This is a genomic window from Nocardioides sp. AN3, from assembly GCF_054653495.1.
Window position 1 is genome coordinate 38659 of sequence record NZ_BAAIGC010000002.1, and the last position, 14767, is coordinate 53425.

The window sequence follows — 14767 nt, forward strand, 5'->3', positions numbered from 1 at the left end:
GGGAGCATGGGCGTCGGCCTGGGCGTGGACCTGGTGCTCCACTCGGGGACCGTGATGACGCTGGACCGGCGCTCCCGCGTCGCCGAGGCGGTCGCCGTGCGCGACGGCCGGATCGTCGCGACCGGCTCGAGCCGAGACATGCTGGAGCTCGCCGGGCCGGACACCCGTCGCGTGGACCTCGCGGGTGGGTCCGTCCTGCCGGGCATCAACGACTCGCACCTCCACCTCGCCTGGTGGGCGGAGAGCCGCGACCGGATCGACCTCAGCGGTGTCACGACGCTCGCCGAGGTGCAGGACGCCGTACGCCGCCACGTGGCCGGCCTGCCTCCGGATGCCTGGGTGCTCGGGCAGGGCTGGCACGAGGGCCGCCTGCAGGGAGTCGGGCCCGCAGGACCCACCGCGGACGACCTCAACGGACTCGCAGGCGGACGGCCGGTCTTCCTGCAGCACTTCAGCGCGCACGGCGGATGGCTGGACCGCGAGGGGTTGCGTCGCGCCGGGATCACGGCAGGTCGGCCTGACCCCGAGGGCGGGACGTTCGTCCGCGACGAGGCCGGCGAACCGACCGGGATCGTCCAGGAGTCGGCGCTGGCCGTCGTCCGGCGTGCTGTCGGTGAGCCGTCCGCAGCCCAGCGCCACGCCCTCATCGAGGAGGCCCTGCGCGAGCTCGTCCGACGGGGCGTCACCAGCGTGACCGACCCGCTGGTCTCGGCCGAGCTCATGCGCGACTACGTGGCTCTGCGCAACGCGGACCGGCTGGCTGCGCGGGTCACCACGCTGCTGAACTGGGGGTCCTACGTGACGACCTCCGTCCCGGTGCTCGAGGACGCGCTGCGGTACGTCGGGTCGGTGACCGGTCTGGGCGACGACCTTCTCCGCGTCGGTGGCTGCAAGCTCATGGCGGACGGTGTCGCCGCGCTCGGCACCTCCTGGATGGAACGAGCGACCGCCGACGGCCACCGCTGCGGCAGCCTCGTCACCGAGGGTGACGACGACGCCGAGCGGCTGGCCAACCTGCGGCGGCTCATCGCGCTCCTGCACGAGCACCGCTTCCAGGTGCAGGTGCACGCCACCGGCGACCTGGCGTGTGACGCGGTGGTCGAGGCCTTCGGCGAGCTGATGACCCGCGACCCCTGGGACGCCCGGCACGTGCTCATCCACGCCAACCACCCGAGCGCGGAGTCGATGCGCACGATGGCCCGGCACGGGCTGGTCGCGAACGTCAACGCGCTGGTGAAGCGGCAGGCCGCAGCGGGGCTGGTGTCGATCCTCGAGCCGGCCGCCTGGCACTCGATGATGCCGGCCCGTTCACTGCTCGAGGCGGGCGTCGTGCTCGCCGACGCCTCCGACGCGCCGGTCACGGAGCCACGTTGGCAGGACGCCCTGCAGATGCTGGTGACCCGCGTACCGCTCGGGTTCGACTCGCCGAGTGGTCCCGACGAGCGCCTGACACGCGAGGAGGCGCTGCGTGCCTGGACCGTCGCGCCCGCCTACCAGGACCATGCGGAGGACCGGAAGGGCACGATCGAGCCGGGCAAGCTCGCGGACCTGACGGTCATCGCCGAGGACTTCCTCACCGTCCCCGACGAGGAGTTGCACGGGCTGACGAACGTCATGACCGTCCTCGGCGGGGAGGTCGTGTTCGAGGCGTAGGCGTCGTCTGAACGCGCGGCGCTGGATCCATCGCCGCCTGCCACCGGGCTGCCGGCCTCAGGCGTGTGCGGGAGTCAACGCGTTCCCGAGCTCCTCGGCGACCATCCGCTGCAGGATGCGTCGGACATGGCTGACGGCCGCGTCGGCGGCGACTGCGATCTCGGGCCGTGGACCCTCGTCGTCGAGGATCTGCTGCATCTGCTCGAGCACCAGGCCGACCCGGGCGTAGTAGGTCTTGAAAAGCGGCCTCAGGATCCCATCCGCCGCGGCGCCGGGTGCGAAGTTCCGGCTGACCCGCCACAGGTGCCGCGTCCGCGTCGCGGAGACGGGTGCCAGCGCGTGGCTGAAGACGAAGGTCGGCCGACCGTCGAGGGCGCCGTGTCCGTCGACCGCGACGGTCCAGCGGTCGACCCAGTAGCCCGGGCTGACGAACTCGCCGGTCTCCACCTGCTCGTGCGTGGCGTCCTCGGGGAGCTGGAGCAGCTGGGCGTGGTAGGCCGACAGCGGCGCCGCCGGGAAGCGCCGCGAGAAACGGACGCTGGTCTCGGAGACCTCGACCTGCATCGGCGGCGTGGGGCCGGCCGTGAGCACCGGGGGTGCGATGTCGGAGTCGATGTGAGGCACGTGGGTGATGTCGCAGAAGTTGTCGAGCAGGAGCCCGAGACGGGCGTCGGTGTCGAGGGCTCCTCCGAAGGAGGTCCAGCCGTCGGCGACGAGCACCCCGGTGTCCGGAGGCGTGCGCAGTGCGGCCAGTCCTGGCTCGCCGGGCCACACCCAGACGAACGCGCCGTCGTCGAGCACGGGGAAGGCGCGCACCGCGGCGCCATACGGCACCTTGTCCTGCGTCGGCACGGAGACGCACTGTCCGCTGCGGTCGTAGGCGAAGCCGGTGTAGGTCGACCGGATCGTGTCGCCCTCGACGCGACCGTCGCTCAGCCGCACCGGGCGGTGGGCGCAGCGGTCCTCGAGCGCGACGGGCTGCCCGTCACAGGTGCGGTAGAGGACGATCGCCGTGCCGAGGAGCCGGCAGGCCAGCGGCATGCGGCCGAGCTCCTCGGAGGCGGCGACCGGATACCAGGTGTGGTGGGGGAGGGCGACGCGTCGCTCGGTGCTCATCGCCGGCCCCTCAGGCGTCCAGCACCAGCTGGGCGCTGCGGGCACGGGAGACGCAGACCATCATGCAGTCGTTCGCGTCGCGCTCCTCGTCGTCGAGGACGGAGTCGCGGTGGTCCACCTCGCCCTCGAGCACGGACTGCTCGCACGTGCCGCAGATGCCCTCCAGGCATGAGCCGAGGACGCTGACCCCGGCCGCGCGCATGGTGTCGAAGACGCTCACGCCGGGCTCGACGGTGAGGGTCAAGCCGGAGCGCTGGAGCACGACCTCGAAGGCGGCGTCCTCCTCGCCATCGGGGCGCTCCTTGGCGGCGAAGCGCTCGACGTGGAGGCTGTTGGCCGGCCAGGCCCGGCAGCTGTCCTCGACCGCCTGGAGCAGGGGCTCGGGGCCGCAGCAGTAGACCAGCGTGCCGGGGTCCGGCGACCCCAGCAGCGTGGCGAGGTCGAGGAGGCCGTCCTCGTCCTGAGGCACGAGGTGCACGCGATCGCCGTACTTGGCGAGGAGCTCGCGGAACGCCATCGAGGCACTGGTCCGGCCGCCGTAGTGCAGCTCCCAGTCCGCGCCCGCGGCGTCGGCCTCCTCGAGCATCGGGAGGATCGGCGTGATGCCGATGCCGCCCGCCAGGAAGACGTAGCGACGGCTCGAGACGAGGGGGAAGTGGTTGCGGGGACCACGGATGCGCAGGCGGTCGCCGGCATTCAGGCCGTGCACCGCGACCGACCCGCCCCGGCTGTCAGGGGTCTTCAGCACCGCCACCTGATACTGCCCGAGGTCCGCAGGGTTGCCGCAGAGGGAGTACTGACGGACGAGGTCGTCGCCGAGGATCAGATCGACGTGCGCGCCGGGCGTCCAGGCCGGGAGGGCGGAGCCGTCCGCGGCGACGAGCGTCAGCAGGACGACGTCGTCGGCGACGCTCTCGGCACCGGCCACCGAGACCTCGGTCTCGAACTCGGTCATCTGGGGCGGAGCTGGCTGAGTCATGGGCTTCTACTCACCTCGGGTTGTCGTTTGTGTCCAAACGATATCGCGAGAGGTGGGTCCCGTCCAGAGGTCGTCGAGTCGGCGTCTCAGGGCTGCGACGTAGCGCCGACTCGGCCCTCGGGGGCGGTCGCGACGTGGGCGAGGAAGCCGTCCACGAGGGCATGCGCCCGCGTGCGGCTGCGGTCGTCGGCGGCGCGGGTCGCCTCGAGGAGTGCGTCGGGGTCGAGCCCGGCCTTGCGGGCCTCCTCGGCGCCGCCCAGCTCGAGCCAGCCCTGCAGGGCAGAGCCGGTGAGCTCGGGGTGGAACTGCACCGCGAGGTTGCGCCTGAGCACGAAGGCTTGAGAGGCGGCCTCGTTCCGCGCGATCTCCCACGCGTCGGCCGGCAGCGTCCACCGGTCGTAGTGCCATTGGAACCACGGCCCGCCCAGGACGATGTCCTCGATGTCGCTCTCGACCGTCGCCCAGCCGATCTCGGGCATGGGCGAGCGGGACACCGACCCGCCATGGGCCGTGGCGAGCATCTGGCCGCCGAAGCAGATGCCGAGGACCGGCACGCCGGCCTCGTCGGCGCTCCGGAGCTGCTCGATCTCGGCGGGCACCCAGCTGCCGATGGTCGGCTCGTCGTACGTCGACCACGGCGCCCCCATCGTCACGACGACGTCATGCTCGGCGAACGCGGGGAACGCCGGGTCGACCCAGGGTGCGTGGTGATGCTCCTCGGACACGACGTTGTGGATCTCGAGGCGGAAGCCGTGTTGTTCCAGGCGCTCGCCGATCGGGCCGATGGGGGAGACGTGGTCGTGGGCGATCACCAGGGCCTTCATGTCGCGCACCGTAGCAAGTTGTTCGGATCCGAACAATCGTTATCGCGCGCCGAGCTCCAGCACGACGGGCACGACCAGGTCGACGTCCTCGGCGCTCGTGCGGAAGTTGACGAAGCACACGCGCAGGCAGACGCGACCGTCGACCACGGCCGGCGCGAGGAAGATCCGGCCGTCGCGCTGCATCTGGAGAGCGAGCCGCTCGTTGTGCTCGTCGAGCTCCTCCTCGCTCAGGCCTGGGGGACGGTGCCGGAAGCACACCGTCGAGAGCATCGGCTCGTGCAGCAGCTCGAGGTCGGGATGGTCGCGGATCTGGTCGGCGAGGCGGCTCGCGTGCTGCAGGGTGGTCTCGATCCAGGTCCGGAACTGCGTGGCGCCATAGACCCGCATCGAGAGCCACAGCCGAAGGGAGCGGAAGGGCCGGGAGTACTCGAAGGTCGAGTCCACGGGGTTGGCGATGTCCTCGCCATGGAGCATGTAGTGCTCCTCGTGGCCGAACGCAGCGCGCAGGGCCCCGGCTCGTCGCAACAGCACCACGCTGCAGCTCTTCTGCATGCCGAGCCACTTGTGTGCGTCGATCGTCACCGAGTCGGCTCGGTCCAGCCCGGCGAACCAGTGCCCCGCGGTCGTCGTCGCGGCGGCCGGCAGGCCGTAGGCGCCGTCCACGTGGAGCCACACGCTCTCCCGCTCACAGACGTCGGCGATCGCGTCCAGAGGGTCGACCGCTCCGGTCAGCGTGGTCCCGGCGGTGGCGACGACGGCCATGGGGGTGATGCCCTCCGCGCGGTCCCGGGTGAGGGCGGCCGTCAAGGCGTCGACGCGCATGCGACGGTGGTCATCGGTCGGGATGCGGCGGACGGCCTGCCGTCCGAGGCCGGAGGCCTCCACGGCGCGTACGACGGAGTGGTGTGCCTCTTCGGAGCAGTAGACGCTTACGTGCCGACCGGACAGTCCGTGCTCGCGCGTGCCCGGAAGGGCGTGCTCCCGGGCCGCGAGCAGAGCGGTGAGGTTCGAGGTCTGGCCCCCACTGGTGAAGTGGCCCTCGGCCAGCGGGAAGCCGACGAACTCCGCGATCCAGCGGACCGCCTGCTGGTCGAGCAGGTCGGCGGCGCCGGCAGCGGTGGCGAGGTTGGCGTCGTACGCCGCCGCCAGCGCCGAGCCCAGCACGCTGGTCTCCAGGCCGCTCGAGCCGACGTAGGCGAGGAAGAGCGGCCGCGACGGAGAGACGCTCGACTCGAGGATGTCGACGGCGTCCCCGAGCGCGGCCTGGGCGTCGCTCGGGCCCTCGGGCAGACCTGCACCGAGCCGCTCGAGGAGCGCGTGGTCGGGCTGCGGCTCCGACGGCCGCGGATGGTCGAACGACGCCCACGCCCTCGACAGGTGGCGGGACAGCTCGCGGAGCACGCCCTCGCGGTCGGCCAGCGCCGACGCCCCGGGGGTCGGCACGTGGAGGGCGGTGTCACTGCTGGTCGGCACGGTCATGTGTCTGAGACTGCTCATGACCGTGCGCTTGCGCAACAGCAATGCGTGGTGCTGATCAGAATGTCACGTCCGTGGTGATCGACGTGTCACGATGATCAACATGGACGCTCTCGATGCCCGCATCCTGCTCGCCGTGGACGACGACCCCGACGCGACCAGCCTCGCGATCGCCCAGCGGCTCGGGATCGCACGCAACACCCTGCAGGCTCGGTTGCGCAGGATGGAGGCGGCGGGCGCCATCAAGCCGTTCAGCCGCCGCCTGGACCCCGCGGCCCTCGGCCGCGGCCTCCTGGCCTTCGTGTCGATCGCGCTGAGCCAGGCCGCCGGCGACCGGGCGACCGAGGCACTCGCAGCCGTGCCGGAGGTGATCGAGATGCACGCCATCACCGGCGAGGCCGACCTCCTGGTCCGGGTGGTCGCCCGTGACACCGCGGACCTGCACCGGGTCACCCGCGCGCTGCTCGCCATCCCGGAGGTCGAGCGGACCAGCACCGTGGTGTCGCTGCAAGAGGAGATGCCGTTGCGGATGCGCGCACTGCTGGAGCAGCTGGCGCGCGAGTGACCTGGTCCTACAGGAGTCCGGCGACGCTTGCGCCGTCGACCCCCAGGGCGACCCCGCTGACGAAGGCCGCCGGCTCGGAGCAGAGAAAGGGCGACGACCTTGCCGAAGTCCGCCGGATCACCGACCGGACCGTCCACCTGACGCTCGCGGAGTCGGTCTGTCGCATGCAGGCCGGGGCATGCCAGATTGACGGTGATGCCGTCGGCGGCCAGGTCCTGCGCCGCTGTCTTGGCCCAGGCCCACAGGCCAGTGCGTGCGACGTTCGAGAGCGCCAGGTCGCGGATCGGCTGACGCACCGACGACGAGGCGATGAAGCAGATCCGCCCCCATCCGACCACACGCATGTGCGGGATGGCGGCACGGGCCAGCCGGACCGAGCTGAGCAGGTTGGACTCGACCGCCGCGTGGACCTGCTCGTCAGCGATGTCGAGAGCCCGCGCGGCGGCCGGCCCACCGTTGTTGCCGACGACGATGTCGACCCGTCCCCAGCGCTCGATCGCCGCGTCGACGAGGCGCTGCGGCAGGTCGGGGGCGCTGGCATCACCGGCGACGGCGAGCGCTGTCGGATGCGCATCGGCGAACTGCGCGAGCTGCTCCTCGCTGCGTCCGTTGACGACCACGCGAGCCCCTTCGGCCACGAGGGCCTCGGCGGTCGCACGTCCGAGCCCGCGCGTGCTGGCCGTGACGATCGCGACGCGATCCCTCAGCCCCAGGTCCATCCCTCAGCCTCCTGCCTCTCGCCGTCGCCGTCTCGCCTCGCGACCCCATCGTGTCGCGCACCGTCTCATCGCGCTCGCTCCGGTCCCCGCGTCGGCCCCTCGAGCGGGTCAGTGCAGCGCGGCGGTCGAGATCGTGAGCCTGCGGGTGCGGGTGGTCCTGGCATCGGTGACGCGCACGTGCCCGGTGACCTGCTCGCCGACGACGGCGACGGCGGAGGAGATCTCGAGCGCCCGAGGCTGCGACGACCTCGACGACGAGCGACAGGTCAGCCGGAGCGACGTGCCGACGTGCTCGGGCGGCCGACACGACCACGCTGTCGAACCGTCGCCGATCGAGTAGCCCGTGACGTTCGCGAGGTCCATGACCAGTCGCAGGGATCCCTCACCCGCCGTCGTGACCGCGACGAACGCCACCGCCGCCTCTCGAGACGTCGCCGCACCGGCCAGGGGAGGTGGCAGGACGAGCGGCGTTGGTGAGCGGGGGACGCCTGGAGCCGGGCCGGGCGGAGCCTCCGGCGGTATGGACGTCAGAGGCGTCGAGTCGGGGCTGGGCGTCGACGGATGGGTCGTGGCCGCCGGCGGAAGGGCCCTGGCCGCCGACGGTGCGTGCGACGGCGTGCTCGGGTGACGTGCGGATTGCTCGTCGTCCCCGCGGGTGAGGCTCCAGACCCCGACCACCGAACCTGCGACGACTGCCGTGGCAGCCAGGCCCGTGACCACGCCCTTGATCGCGCCGAGGTAGCCGGCCTGGGTCGCATGGCTGCCCCCGGCGGCAGACGTGAGACTCGACACGAGACCTGACCCGAGCCCGGCCCCGAGACCTGTCCCGACGGACGCGAGGAGGAGCGCGGGCACGACGAGTGCGCCCAGGTGGGAGTTGACCTGGGCGAGCTCCTCCACGGCGGCTCGGCAGTGGGCGCATCCGTCGAGGTGCTCCTCGAGGCGCTCCTTCTTCCGCGCCGAGAGCTGCCCGCGGATGTAGGCCGGGATGCTCGCCGAGTGTCGTTCGCACTCGCGGGTGGGGGAGCGGGCGACGTACTTCGCCAGGTAGGCCTGGCGAAGCCCTTCGCGGGCGCGGTAGCAGAGCACCGCAGCCGCGTTCGGCTTGATGCCGAAGTGGGCCGCGAGCTCCTCCTGTGACTCCTTCAGCACCTCGGAGCGCCACAGCGCCTCGCGCCAGCGCGCGGGGAGGGTCTTCAAGGCCTGCATGACGACTGAGGTCTCGACGAAGGTCTCCGACTCCGACTCGACCGGAAACAGGTCGGCCTCAGCCTGCAGGTCGCCGACCGCACGCTCGCGGCCGTCGCGTCGCACGCTGTCGAGCATCGAGTTGCGGATCGTGGTGAAGAGGTAGGCCCGGAAGTTGCTCGTCGGTCCGGCGCCGGCGTCGAGGCGGACCATGACCTTCGTGAAGGCGTCGGCGACGAGGTCGTCGGCTCGGATGTCGTCGCCGACGAGGCCGACGGCGTAGCGGCGAGCCGCCTCGACGTGGCGGTCGAAGAGCTCGGCGTACGCCTCGCGGTCCCTGCGCCTGGCGACCTCCAGGAGGGCCGCCTCGGAGAGGTGATCGTCGGCGGGTTCGTTCATGCTCCCTGCTCATTGGCTCGCGACGTGACTGATCGTTGACGCTCGCGGCGCCGCGCTGATGACGCGGGATCAGGCGGATCCTTCATCCACGGGATCGGAGGACTACTTCTCGGCGGATCGCGTCACGAAGCGCGCACCCCGGCCGTCGATTGTCCGTGCCGATGCCTACCCGCCCCGCTCGACCGCTGTGGCGTCGGACCGTCGCGATCGGCGCCGCCGCCGTGACGGCCGCGTGGTTGCCGGCGACCCTCCACGTCCCTGCGGCGGTGGCCGACTCGCCGGTGCTGGCCGCGTCCGTGACGCCTGTGCCCAGTGCGGGTGAGACGTCCGTGCGGGTTCGTGACTCCTCCACCCGTGTGATGACGCTCTCCGGCGGGCTCGGCGACGACCTCCGCCTGGACTCGGTCGGAGTCCCCGCGGGCAGGCTTCGGCCGCTGGCGGGACGGCTCGAGGCGCGGTTGCGACGCGTTCCGGACGGATGCACCGCCGTGGACCGGCAGACCGTGTGGGCGGGGCCGTACGGCGTGCGCGAGGACGGCTACGACGTCGCCGGCACGCTGCCGACGACGATGGAGCAGGCGCTCGAGGACCCGTCCGTGGGCAACGGCGTGGACAACGCGCTCACCAACGACCCCTCCGCGACGTGCAACGACGTCGAGCGGATCGACCTGCTCGGTGCGCCTCACCAGGTCGTGGATCCGGCCGCCGACGGCTACCTCCTGCTCGAGCGCGGCGGCAACGACCCGTTCGGGATCGCTGCCGTCACCGCGGTGGATGCGGGCGGCGACCCGCTCGCCGTCGGTCCGCTGCACGCCGCCCGTGCGGGCGGGTGGGGTTCAATCCGATCGCTCAGCCTCACGGCGCTGGTCATGCGCAAGGATCCGAGCGAGGCCGCCTGGACGTTGACGAGCAGGCTGTCGGAGCAGCCGGTCGCCGGTCGGCTCGTCACCGCTGCCGATCTGGGACTGTCGGCGGGGCAGAGGATGTTCGGCGTCGTGATCGTGGCCGCCGACGTCGCACCCCACGCCGATCTTCTCCGTCCTGACTCGTTCCCGCGGGACACGACCGAGGCCTCGGGTGGGCTGGACCTGATCGGTGCCACCCCGATGACGACCCGGCCGGAGGCCGATCCGGAGCCCGCCGCGCCCACGGGCCTCGCGCTGGCAGCCGACGTCCGGAGCCCGCGGGACCTCGACCACGACGGCGTCGACGCAGGCGACGAGGTCACCGCCCGGTTCGTGGTCCGCAACAGCGGTGCTCTCGCCCTTCGCGACGTCTCCGTCGTCGGCGACCGGCTCGGTCGACTGACCTGTCCCGACTCAGGTCTGCGGCCCGGAGCGTCGATGACGTGCACGGCTGCGCCGCTCCGGCTCGTGCAGCACGATCTCGACGCTGGTCACCTGGTGGTCTCCGCCGTCGCTCGCGCCACGCTCCCCGACGGCCCCCCGCCGGGCACCCAGGTGACCGCGCACGTCGCCACCGATCTCCGTCTTCCGAGGAGGCCGAGCATGAGTGTCGAACGGCGGGCCGGCTCGCGCCCGGCCGGCGCCGCCAGGGCGGTCTTCCGGTTCGTCATGTGGAACACCGGCAACGTGACGCTCACCGATGTCGGTGTGAACATGCCCTTCGCGCGGGAGGTGACGTGCCCCGCCACCACGCTCGCGCCCGGGCGGTCCACGACCTGCTCGGTGGCCGCATCGTGAGGGATTGCGCCGCGGTGAGCGCCGTGTGGCACGACGGAGTCGAGGAGATGCGTAACACCGACCGGCCAAGGGCTGTCCATGGAGTGGATGGCGGTGCGTGCGTCGGATGGCCGGGCCCGCGGATCGCGGGACGCCGACGGCATGGTCGCGATCCGACGACGAGGACGAGCAGGTGTGGTGAGGATGGACGAGAACGAGTGCCCCGGGCCGGGCGAGGTGTGGCCGGCGCGAGAGCTGGAGTTGGTGCGGGAGTCGATCGTGCGAGACGCGATGGAGGATCTGGACCGGCCCCACATCGTGCTCATCCGGGACGGAAGGCTCGACCTGACCCTGGTGATGGGGCCGTTCCCCGACGCGCTGACGGCGACGGTGGCGGCCCACGGCCAGCGCCTCGAGGACGACCGCGAGCTCGGCGAGTCGCAGAGCCGCACCTACGCCGTCTTCGTCCTGCTGCCACCGGTCTCGGTGGCGGTCTGATCGGCCGCGCCCTTGGGTGTCCTCCCGACCGTCATCGAACGCCGAGCTCGTCCGTCATAGAGGGATGACCACCCACACCCTCCGGCGGCCGAGACCGGGAGCGCCGACGCGTGGGCACCGTCGGGGTCGCTCGCGGACGGCCACTGCGCTGGGCACGTGGGGCGCACGGCGAGTCTGTGTCGTCCTCATCGCGCTGACGGGCATCTCGGTGCTGCTGTTCCCGTCCGCTGCGACGTGGCTCTCCGACCGCACGCAGCACGCCGCCATCGGGGGGTATGTCGACACGGTCCGCGGCATGACGCCGGAGGCCACCCGCACGGCGCTCGCGGCGGCGCACGACTACAACCGGCACCTGGTCGCCGGGCCTCTGCTCGATCCCTACACCGCGACGAGCGACGCCAGGGTTCCCTCAGCCGACCCGGTCTACCAGACCTATCTGCACACGCTCGACGTCGGCGGCGACGAGATCATGGGCTATGTCGCCGCCCCCGAGATCGGCCTGAGCCTGCCGATCTACCACGGCACGGCCCCAGCGACCCTCGACCGCGGCATCGGCCATCTCTACGGCACCGCGCTGCCCGTCGGTGGCCCGGGCACGCACAGCGTCCTCACCGGGCACTCCGGGCTGGTCCGCTCGACGATGTTCACCAACATCCGCAAGCTTCGCCGCGGTGACGAGTTCACGGTCACGGTCCTGGACCACACCCTGACCTACCGCGTCGACCAGATCCGCACCGTCCTGCCGGAGGACACCGACGCGCTCCGCGCGGTCGCGGGCAAGGACTACGTCACCCTCGTGACCTGCACTCCGATTGGCGTGAACTCCCATCGGCTGCTCGTCCGCGGCGTGCGGGTCGCCGGTGACGCCGGCTCGTCCCAGCAGGTGTCGGTCGGCGGCCGTGCGGCGGGCGCCGGTTTCCCATGGTGGTTGCTCCTGGCGGTCTTCGCTCTGCTGGTCGTGCTTTTCGCGACCCGCCCCTTGGGCCCGCGTCGCGGGCCGGCCGCGGACGCATGACGGCGCCTGTCGCGCGCCGGCGACGGCTGCTCTGGCTCGGCCTGGGGCTCGTGGCGGTCGGGCTCTCGCTGCTCGGCTATGTCGCGTGGGAGTTCTGGGGCACCGGGTGGGTCACGCACCGGCACCGCGCGGCGGCGATGGGCGAGATCCATCGTGCCTGGGCCAAGCCGCAGGCACGCTCCGCGCAGGTGCGGACCCAGTTCGGCATGGCCAGCGCGATCGTCGAGATCCCGGCCTTCGGGCCGCATTACGCGGTGCCGGTCTTCGAAGGGACCGGAAGCGATGTCCTCGCCGTGGGCTACGGCCACTTCGTCGGCACGGCCGGCCCCGGGCAGGTCGGCAACTACGTGATCGCGGCGCACCGCGTCACTCACGGCGAGCCGCTGCGCCACATGCCGGACCTCGAGGCGGGGGATGTGGTCAGGATCGTCACACGGCAACTCACCTACACCTACCGACTGCTCTCCAGCGGGGCCGACCTCATCGTGCCGATGACGGCGTCATGGGTGACGACCCCGCTCCCACACAACCCCGCCGGGGGCGTCGAACCGCCTCAGCGCCCCGGGCAGCGGCTCATCACGCTCACGACCTGCGCCGAGCTGTTCCACACCGACAACCGGATGGTCGCCTTCGGGGTCCTCGAGCGCACCGACCGCACCGCGTAACGAAGCTTGGTCGCCTAGCGTCAACCTCCTGACGCCGCGCGGTGGGAGGGACCGTGCCTACCGCTGCGCGGCGTCCACGCTGCGGCCCGAAATAGGTGGTGCCGATGGTGGCCTCTATGCTGGAGGTCGAAAGGGAGTAGTCCCCAACAGCCGTGTCGACATGCTGACCTCCGGGTCCGGCGCGGCGGGCCACCTGCGGGTGGCGGACGAGACTTTCGACCAGACACCCGTATGCAGTCGTGCCTGGTCGAAGGGGCGTCCGCGCGAGATCCCTCCGGCCCGGCGCTGGAGAGGAAGAACCGTTGCTGTACGCGTTCCTGTTGAGCACCGCCGTCATCTTCGTGGCCGAGCTGGGCGACAAGAGCCAGCTGATGGCGATGACGTTCGCGGCTCGCTACCGCGCCCGCGACGTGCTCATCGGCATCACCGCCGCCACCGCGCTCGTCCACCTCGCCTCGGTCGCCATCGGCTACTTCATCGGCGACGTCTTCGCGGGCGCCCAGGGCACCATCGAGATCATCGCCGGCGTCGCGTTCCTCGCGTTCGCCGCGTGGACCCTGCGCGGCGACGAGCTGACCGAGGAGGAGGCCGACAAGGCCCGGCACAGCCGCGGCCTGTCCATCGTGGCCGTCGGCACCGCCTTCTTCCTCGCCGAGCTGGGCGACAAGACGATGCTCGCGACCATCACGCTCGCCACCCAGCAGGGCTGGTTCGGCACCTGGATCGGCTCGACCGTCGGGATGGTGGCCGCCGACGCCCTCGCCATCGGCGTGGGCGCGATGCTGGGTCGCCGCCTCCCCGAGAAGGCGATCAAGTACGGCGCCGCCGCGCTGTTCGTGATCTTCGGCGTGCTCCTGATCGCCGGCGGCCTGGGCTGGCTGTAGGCCGCGTCTGCGTTCCGGCCTCCGCCCGTCAATGCCGGTGGTGCCCCAAGCGGATCCGACGTCCCATCGCGACGTCCTCCTTCGCCTTCTTGGCGGCCTTGTCGGTCTGACGGGTGTCGCGAGGCGGCAGCTGGATGCTCTCCTCCGCCGCGATGCCGGCCTGCAGCTCCCGTCCGCGCTCGAGCTCGGCGTCCAGCTCGGCACCGAAGAGCAACGCCAGGTTGGTGATCCAGAGCCACAGCAGGAAGGCGATGACACCGGCGAGCGAGCCGTAGGTCTTGTCGTAGTGGGAGAAGTTCGCGACGTAGAACCCGAACGCGACCGAGGCGATGATCCAGGTCAGGATCGCGACGATCGCGCCGACGCTGATCCAGCGGAACTTGGGCTGGGAGATGTTCGGAGTGACGTAGTAGAGCAGCGCCACGATGAAGACCACCACGAGCAGCATGACCGGCCACTTGGCGATGTTCCAGACCATGACGGCGGTGTGGCCCAGGCCGATGACGTTGCCCACCGACTGCGCGGCGGGACCGGTCAGGACCAGCGCCAGGCCGACCGCTGCCACGAGGACGACCAGGATGAGGGTGAGGAGGAGCATGATCGGCCGTAGCTTCCAGATCGGCCGGCCCTCGCCGACCTCGTAGATCCGGTTCATGCCGCGGCTGAACGCCCCGACGTAGCCCGATGCCGACCACAGGGCCGTGAGCAGGCCGATGACGAAGGCGAGTCCGCCCGACTGGTTGGCGGCCAGCCTGGTGATGGTCGGCTCGAGGGTGTGAGCGGCCGAGCTGGCACCGAGGTCGGAGAGGATCTGCATCAGGTTCGCGACGGTCTTCTTCGGGTCGCCGACGAGGCTCACCAGTGAGAGCACCGCGATGAGGCCGGGGAAGAGCGCGAGGATCGAGTAGTAGGTGAGCGCGGCCGCCAGGTCGGTGCACTGGTCCTTGCTGAACTCGCGCATCGTCTTGCGGCCGACGTACTTCCAGGAGGGCTTCGCCAGGTCGGTCGGCGACTGCGGCTTCTCGCTCGCGTCGGGGTCGGGATAGGCCTGCTTCTCGGTGGTCTTCACGATGCTCTCCCTCAGGTGGGCCACGTCTACGACGG

13 protein-coding genes and 1 pseudogene are annotated in these 14767 nt (G+C 71.5%); 7 read left to right on the plus strand and 7 right to left on the minus strand.

Annotation, left to right across the window (positions count from 1 at the left end; all coding sequences use genetic code 11):
- Positions 1–6 precede the first annotated feature (6 nt).
- Entirely contained in the window at positions 7–1653 is a 1647-nt protein-coding gene (locus ACYQ1K_RS02840) for an amidohydrolase (RefSeq protein ID WP_459981291.1), read from the plus strand.
- A gap of 57 nt (positions 1654–1710) precedes the next feature.
- Here the strand turns inward: ACYQ1K_RS02840 and ACYQ1K_RS02845 are convergent, their stop codons facing one another.
- The 4 genes from ACYQ1K_RS02845 to ACYQ1K_RS02860 form a co-directional block, all read right to left on the minus strand.
- Positions 1711–2769: a Rieske 2Fe-2S domain-containing protein gene (locus ACYQ1K_RS02845; RefSeq protein WP_459981292.1), complete on the minus strand. Its 1059-nt coding sequence runs from the start codon at positions 2767–2769 to the stop codon at positions 1711–1713.
- A 10-nt stretch (positions 2770–2779) separates the two neighbouring features.
- Positions 2780–3748: a PDR/VanB family oxidoreductase gene (locus ACYQ1K_RS02850; RefSeq protein WP_459981293.1), complete on the minus strand. Its 969-nt coding sequence runs from the start codon at positions 3746–3748 to the stop codon at positions 2780–2782.
- 86 nt (positions 3749–3834) lie between these two features.
- Positions 3835–4572, minus strand: coding sequence for a type 1 glutamine amidotransferase (locus ACYQ1K_RS02855; protein WP_459981294.1), 738 nt, complete (start codon positions 4570–4572; stop codon positions 3835–3837).
- 39 nt (positions 4573–4611) lie between these two features.
- Positions 4612–6051: a pyridoxal phosphate-dependent decarboxylase family protein gene (locus tag ACYQ1K_RS02860; RefSeq protein ID WP_459981295.1), complete on the minus strand. Its 1440-nt coding sequence runs from the start codon at positions 6049–6051 to the stop codon at positions 4612–4614.
- A 100-nt stretch (positions 6052–6151) separates the two neighbouring features.
- On the opposite strand from ACYQ1K_RS02860, the gene ACYQ1K_RS02865 reads away from it, so the two are divergent.
- Positions 6152–6613, plus strand: coding sequence for an Lrp/AsnC family transcriptional regulator (locus tag ACYQ1K_RS02865; protein WP_459981296.1), 462 nt, complete (start codon positions 6152–6154; stop codon positions 6611–6613).
- A 155-nt stretch (positions 6614–6768) separates the two neighbouring features.
- Here the strand turns inward: ACYQ1K_RS02865 and ACYQ1K_RS02870 are convergent.
- A pseudogene (locus ACYQ1K_RS02870) lies at positions 6769–7332 on the minus strand (SDR family NAD(P)-dependent oxidoreductase); the annotation flags it as partial.
- 108 nt (positions 7333–7440) lie between these two features.
- Positions 7441–8919: a sigma-70 family RNA polymerase sigma factor gene (locus ACYQ1K_RS02875; RefSeq protein WP_459981297.1), complete on the minus strand. Its 1479-nt coding sequence runs from the start codon at positions 8917–8919 to the stop codon at positions 7441–7443.
- Between the two features lie 161 nt (positions 8920–9080).
- On the opposite strand from ACYQ1K_RS02875, the gene ACYQ1K_RS02880 reads away from it, so the two are divergent.
- The 5 genes from ACYQ1K_RS02880 to ACYQ1K_RS02900 all read left to right on the plus strand — a co-directional run bounded on the left by ACYQ1K_RS02880 (position 9081) and on the right by ACYQ1K_RS02900 (position 13663).
- Complete coding sequence (locus ACYQ1K_RS02880) at positions 9081–10622, plus strand: DUF7507 domain-containing protein (RefSeq protein WP_459981298.1); 1542 nt, start codon at positions 9081–9083, stop codon at positions 10620–10622.
- A gap of 183 nt (positions 10623–10805) precedes the next feature.
- The gene (locus ACYQ1K_RS02885; RefSeq protein WP_459981299.1) at positions 10806–11099 is read left to right on the plus strand and encodes a hypothetical protein; all 294 of its coding nucleotides are present in this window, start codon (positions 10806–10808) and stop codon (positions 11097–11099) included.
- Between the two features lie 64 nt (positions 11100–11163).
- The gene (locus ACYQ1K_RS02890; RefSeq protein WP_459981300.1) at positions 11164–12114 is read left to right on the plus strand and encodes a class C sortase; all 951 of its coding nucleotides are present in this window, start codon (positions 11164–11166) and stop codon (positions 12112–12114) included.
- A complete protein-coding gene (locus ACYQ1K_RS02895) occupies positions 12111–12779 on the plus strand; it encodes a class E sortase (RefSeq protein ID WP_459981301.1) in 669 nt (222 codons plus the stop codon). Before ACYQ1K_RS02890 ends, ACYQ1K_RS02895 begins: the two co-directional genes overlap by 4 nt.
- Positions 12780–13099: 320 nt before the next feature.
- Positions 13100–13663, plus strand: a complete 564-nt coding sequence (locus ACYQ1K_RS02900) for a TMEM165/GDT1 family protein (protein ID WP_459981302.1) — start codon at positions 13100–13102, stop codon at positions 13661–13663.
- 28 nt (positions 13664–13691) lie between these two features.
- On the opposite strand, the gene ACYQ1K_RS02905 is transcribed toward ACYQ1K_RS02900, so the two are convergent.
- Positions 13692–14732 (minus strand): YihY/virulence factor BrkB family protein, encoded by a 1041-nt coding sequence (locus ACYQ1K_RS02905; protein WP_459981303.1) that lies wholly within the window; start codon positions 14730–14732, stop codon positions 13692–13694.
- Positions 14733–14767: the final 35 nt, after the last annotated feature.

Coding starts and splice junctions, on each gene's coding strand:
- ACYQ1K_RS02860 (WP_459981295.1), bottom strand. CDS start 6,051: ATGACCGTGCCGACCAGCAGTGACACCGCCCTCCACGTGCCGACCCCC.
- ACYQ1K_RS02880 (WP_459981298.1), top strand. CDS start 9,081: ATGCCTACCCGCCCCGCTCGACCGCTGTGGCGTCGGACCGTCGCGATC.
- ACYQ1K_RS02840 (WP_459981291.1), top strand. CDS start 7: ATGGGCGTCGGCCTGGGCGTGGACCTGGTGCTCCACTCGGGGACCGTG.
- ACYQ1K_RS02855 (WP_459981294.1), bottom strand. CDS start 4,572: ATGAAGGCCCTGGTGATCGCCCACGACCACGTCTCCCCCATCGGCCCG.
- ACYQ1K_RS02850 (WP_459981293.1), bottom strand. CDS start 3,748: ATGACTCAGCCAGCTCCGCCCCAGATGACCGAGTTCGAGACCGAGGTC.
- ACYQ1K_RS02865 (WP_459981296.1), top strand. CDS start 6,152: ATGGACGCTCTCGATGCCCGCATCCTGCTCGCCGTGGACGACGACCCC.
- ACYQ1K_RS02895 (WP_459981301.1), top strand. CDS start 12,111: ATGACGGCGCCTGTCGCGCGCCGGCGACGGCTGCTCTGGCTCGGCCTG.
- ACYQ1K_RS02875 (WP_459981297.1), bottom strand. CDS start 8,919: ATGAACGAACCCGCCGACGATCACCTCTCCGAGGCGGCCCTCCTGGAG.
- ACYQ1K_RS02845 (WP_459981292.1), bottom strand. CDS start 2,769: ATGAGCACCGAGCGACGCGTCGCCCTCCCCCACCACACCTGGTATCCG.
- ACYQ1K_RS02885 (WP_459981299.1), top strand. CDS start 10,806: ATGGACGAGAACGAGTGCCCCGGGCCGGGCGAGGTGTGGCCGGCGCGA.
- ACYQ1K_RS02890 (WP_459981300.1), top strand. CDS start 11,164: ATGACCACCCACACCCTCCGGCGGCCGAGACCGGGAGCGCCGACGCGT.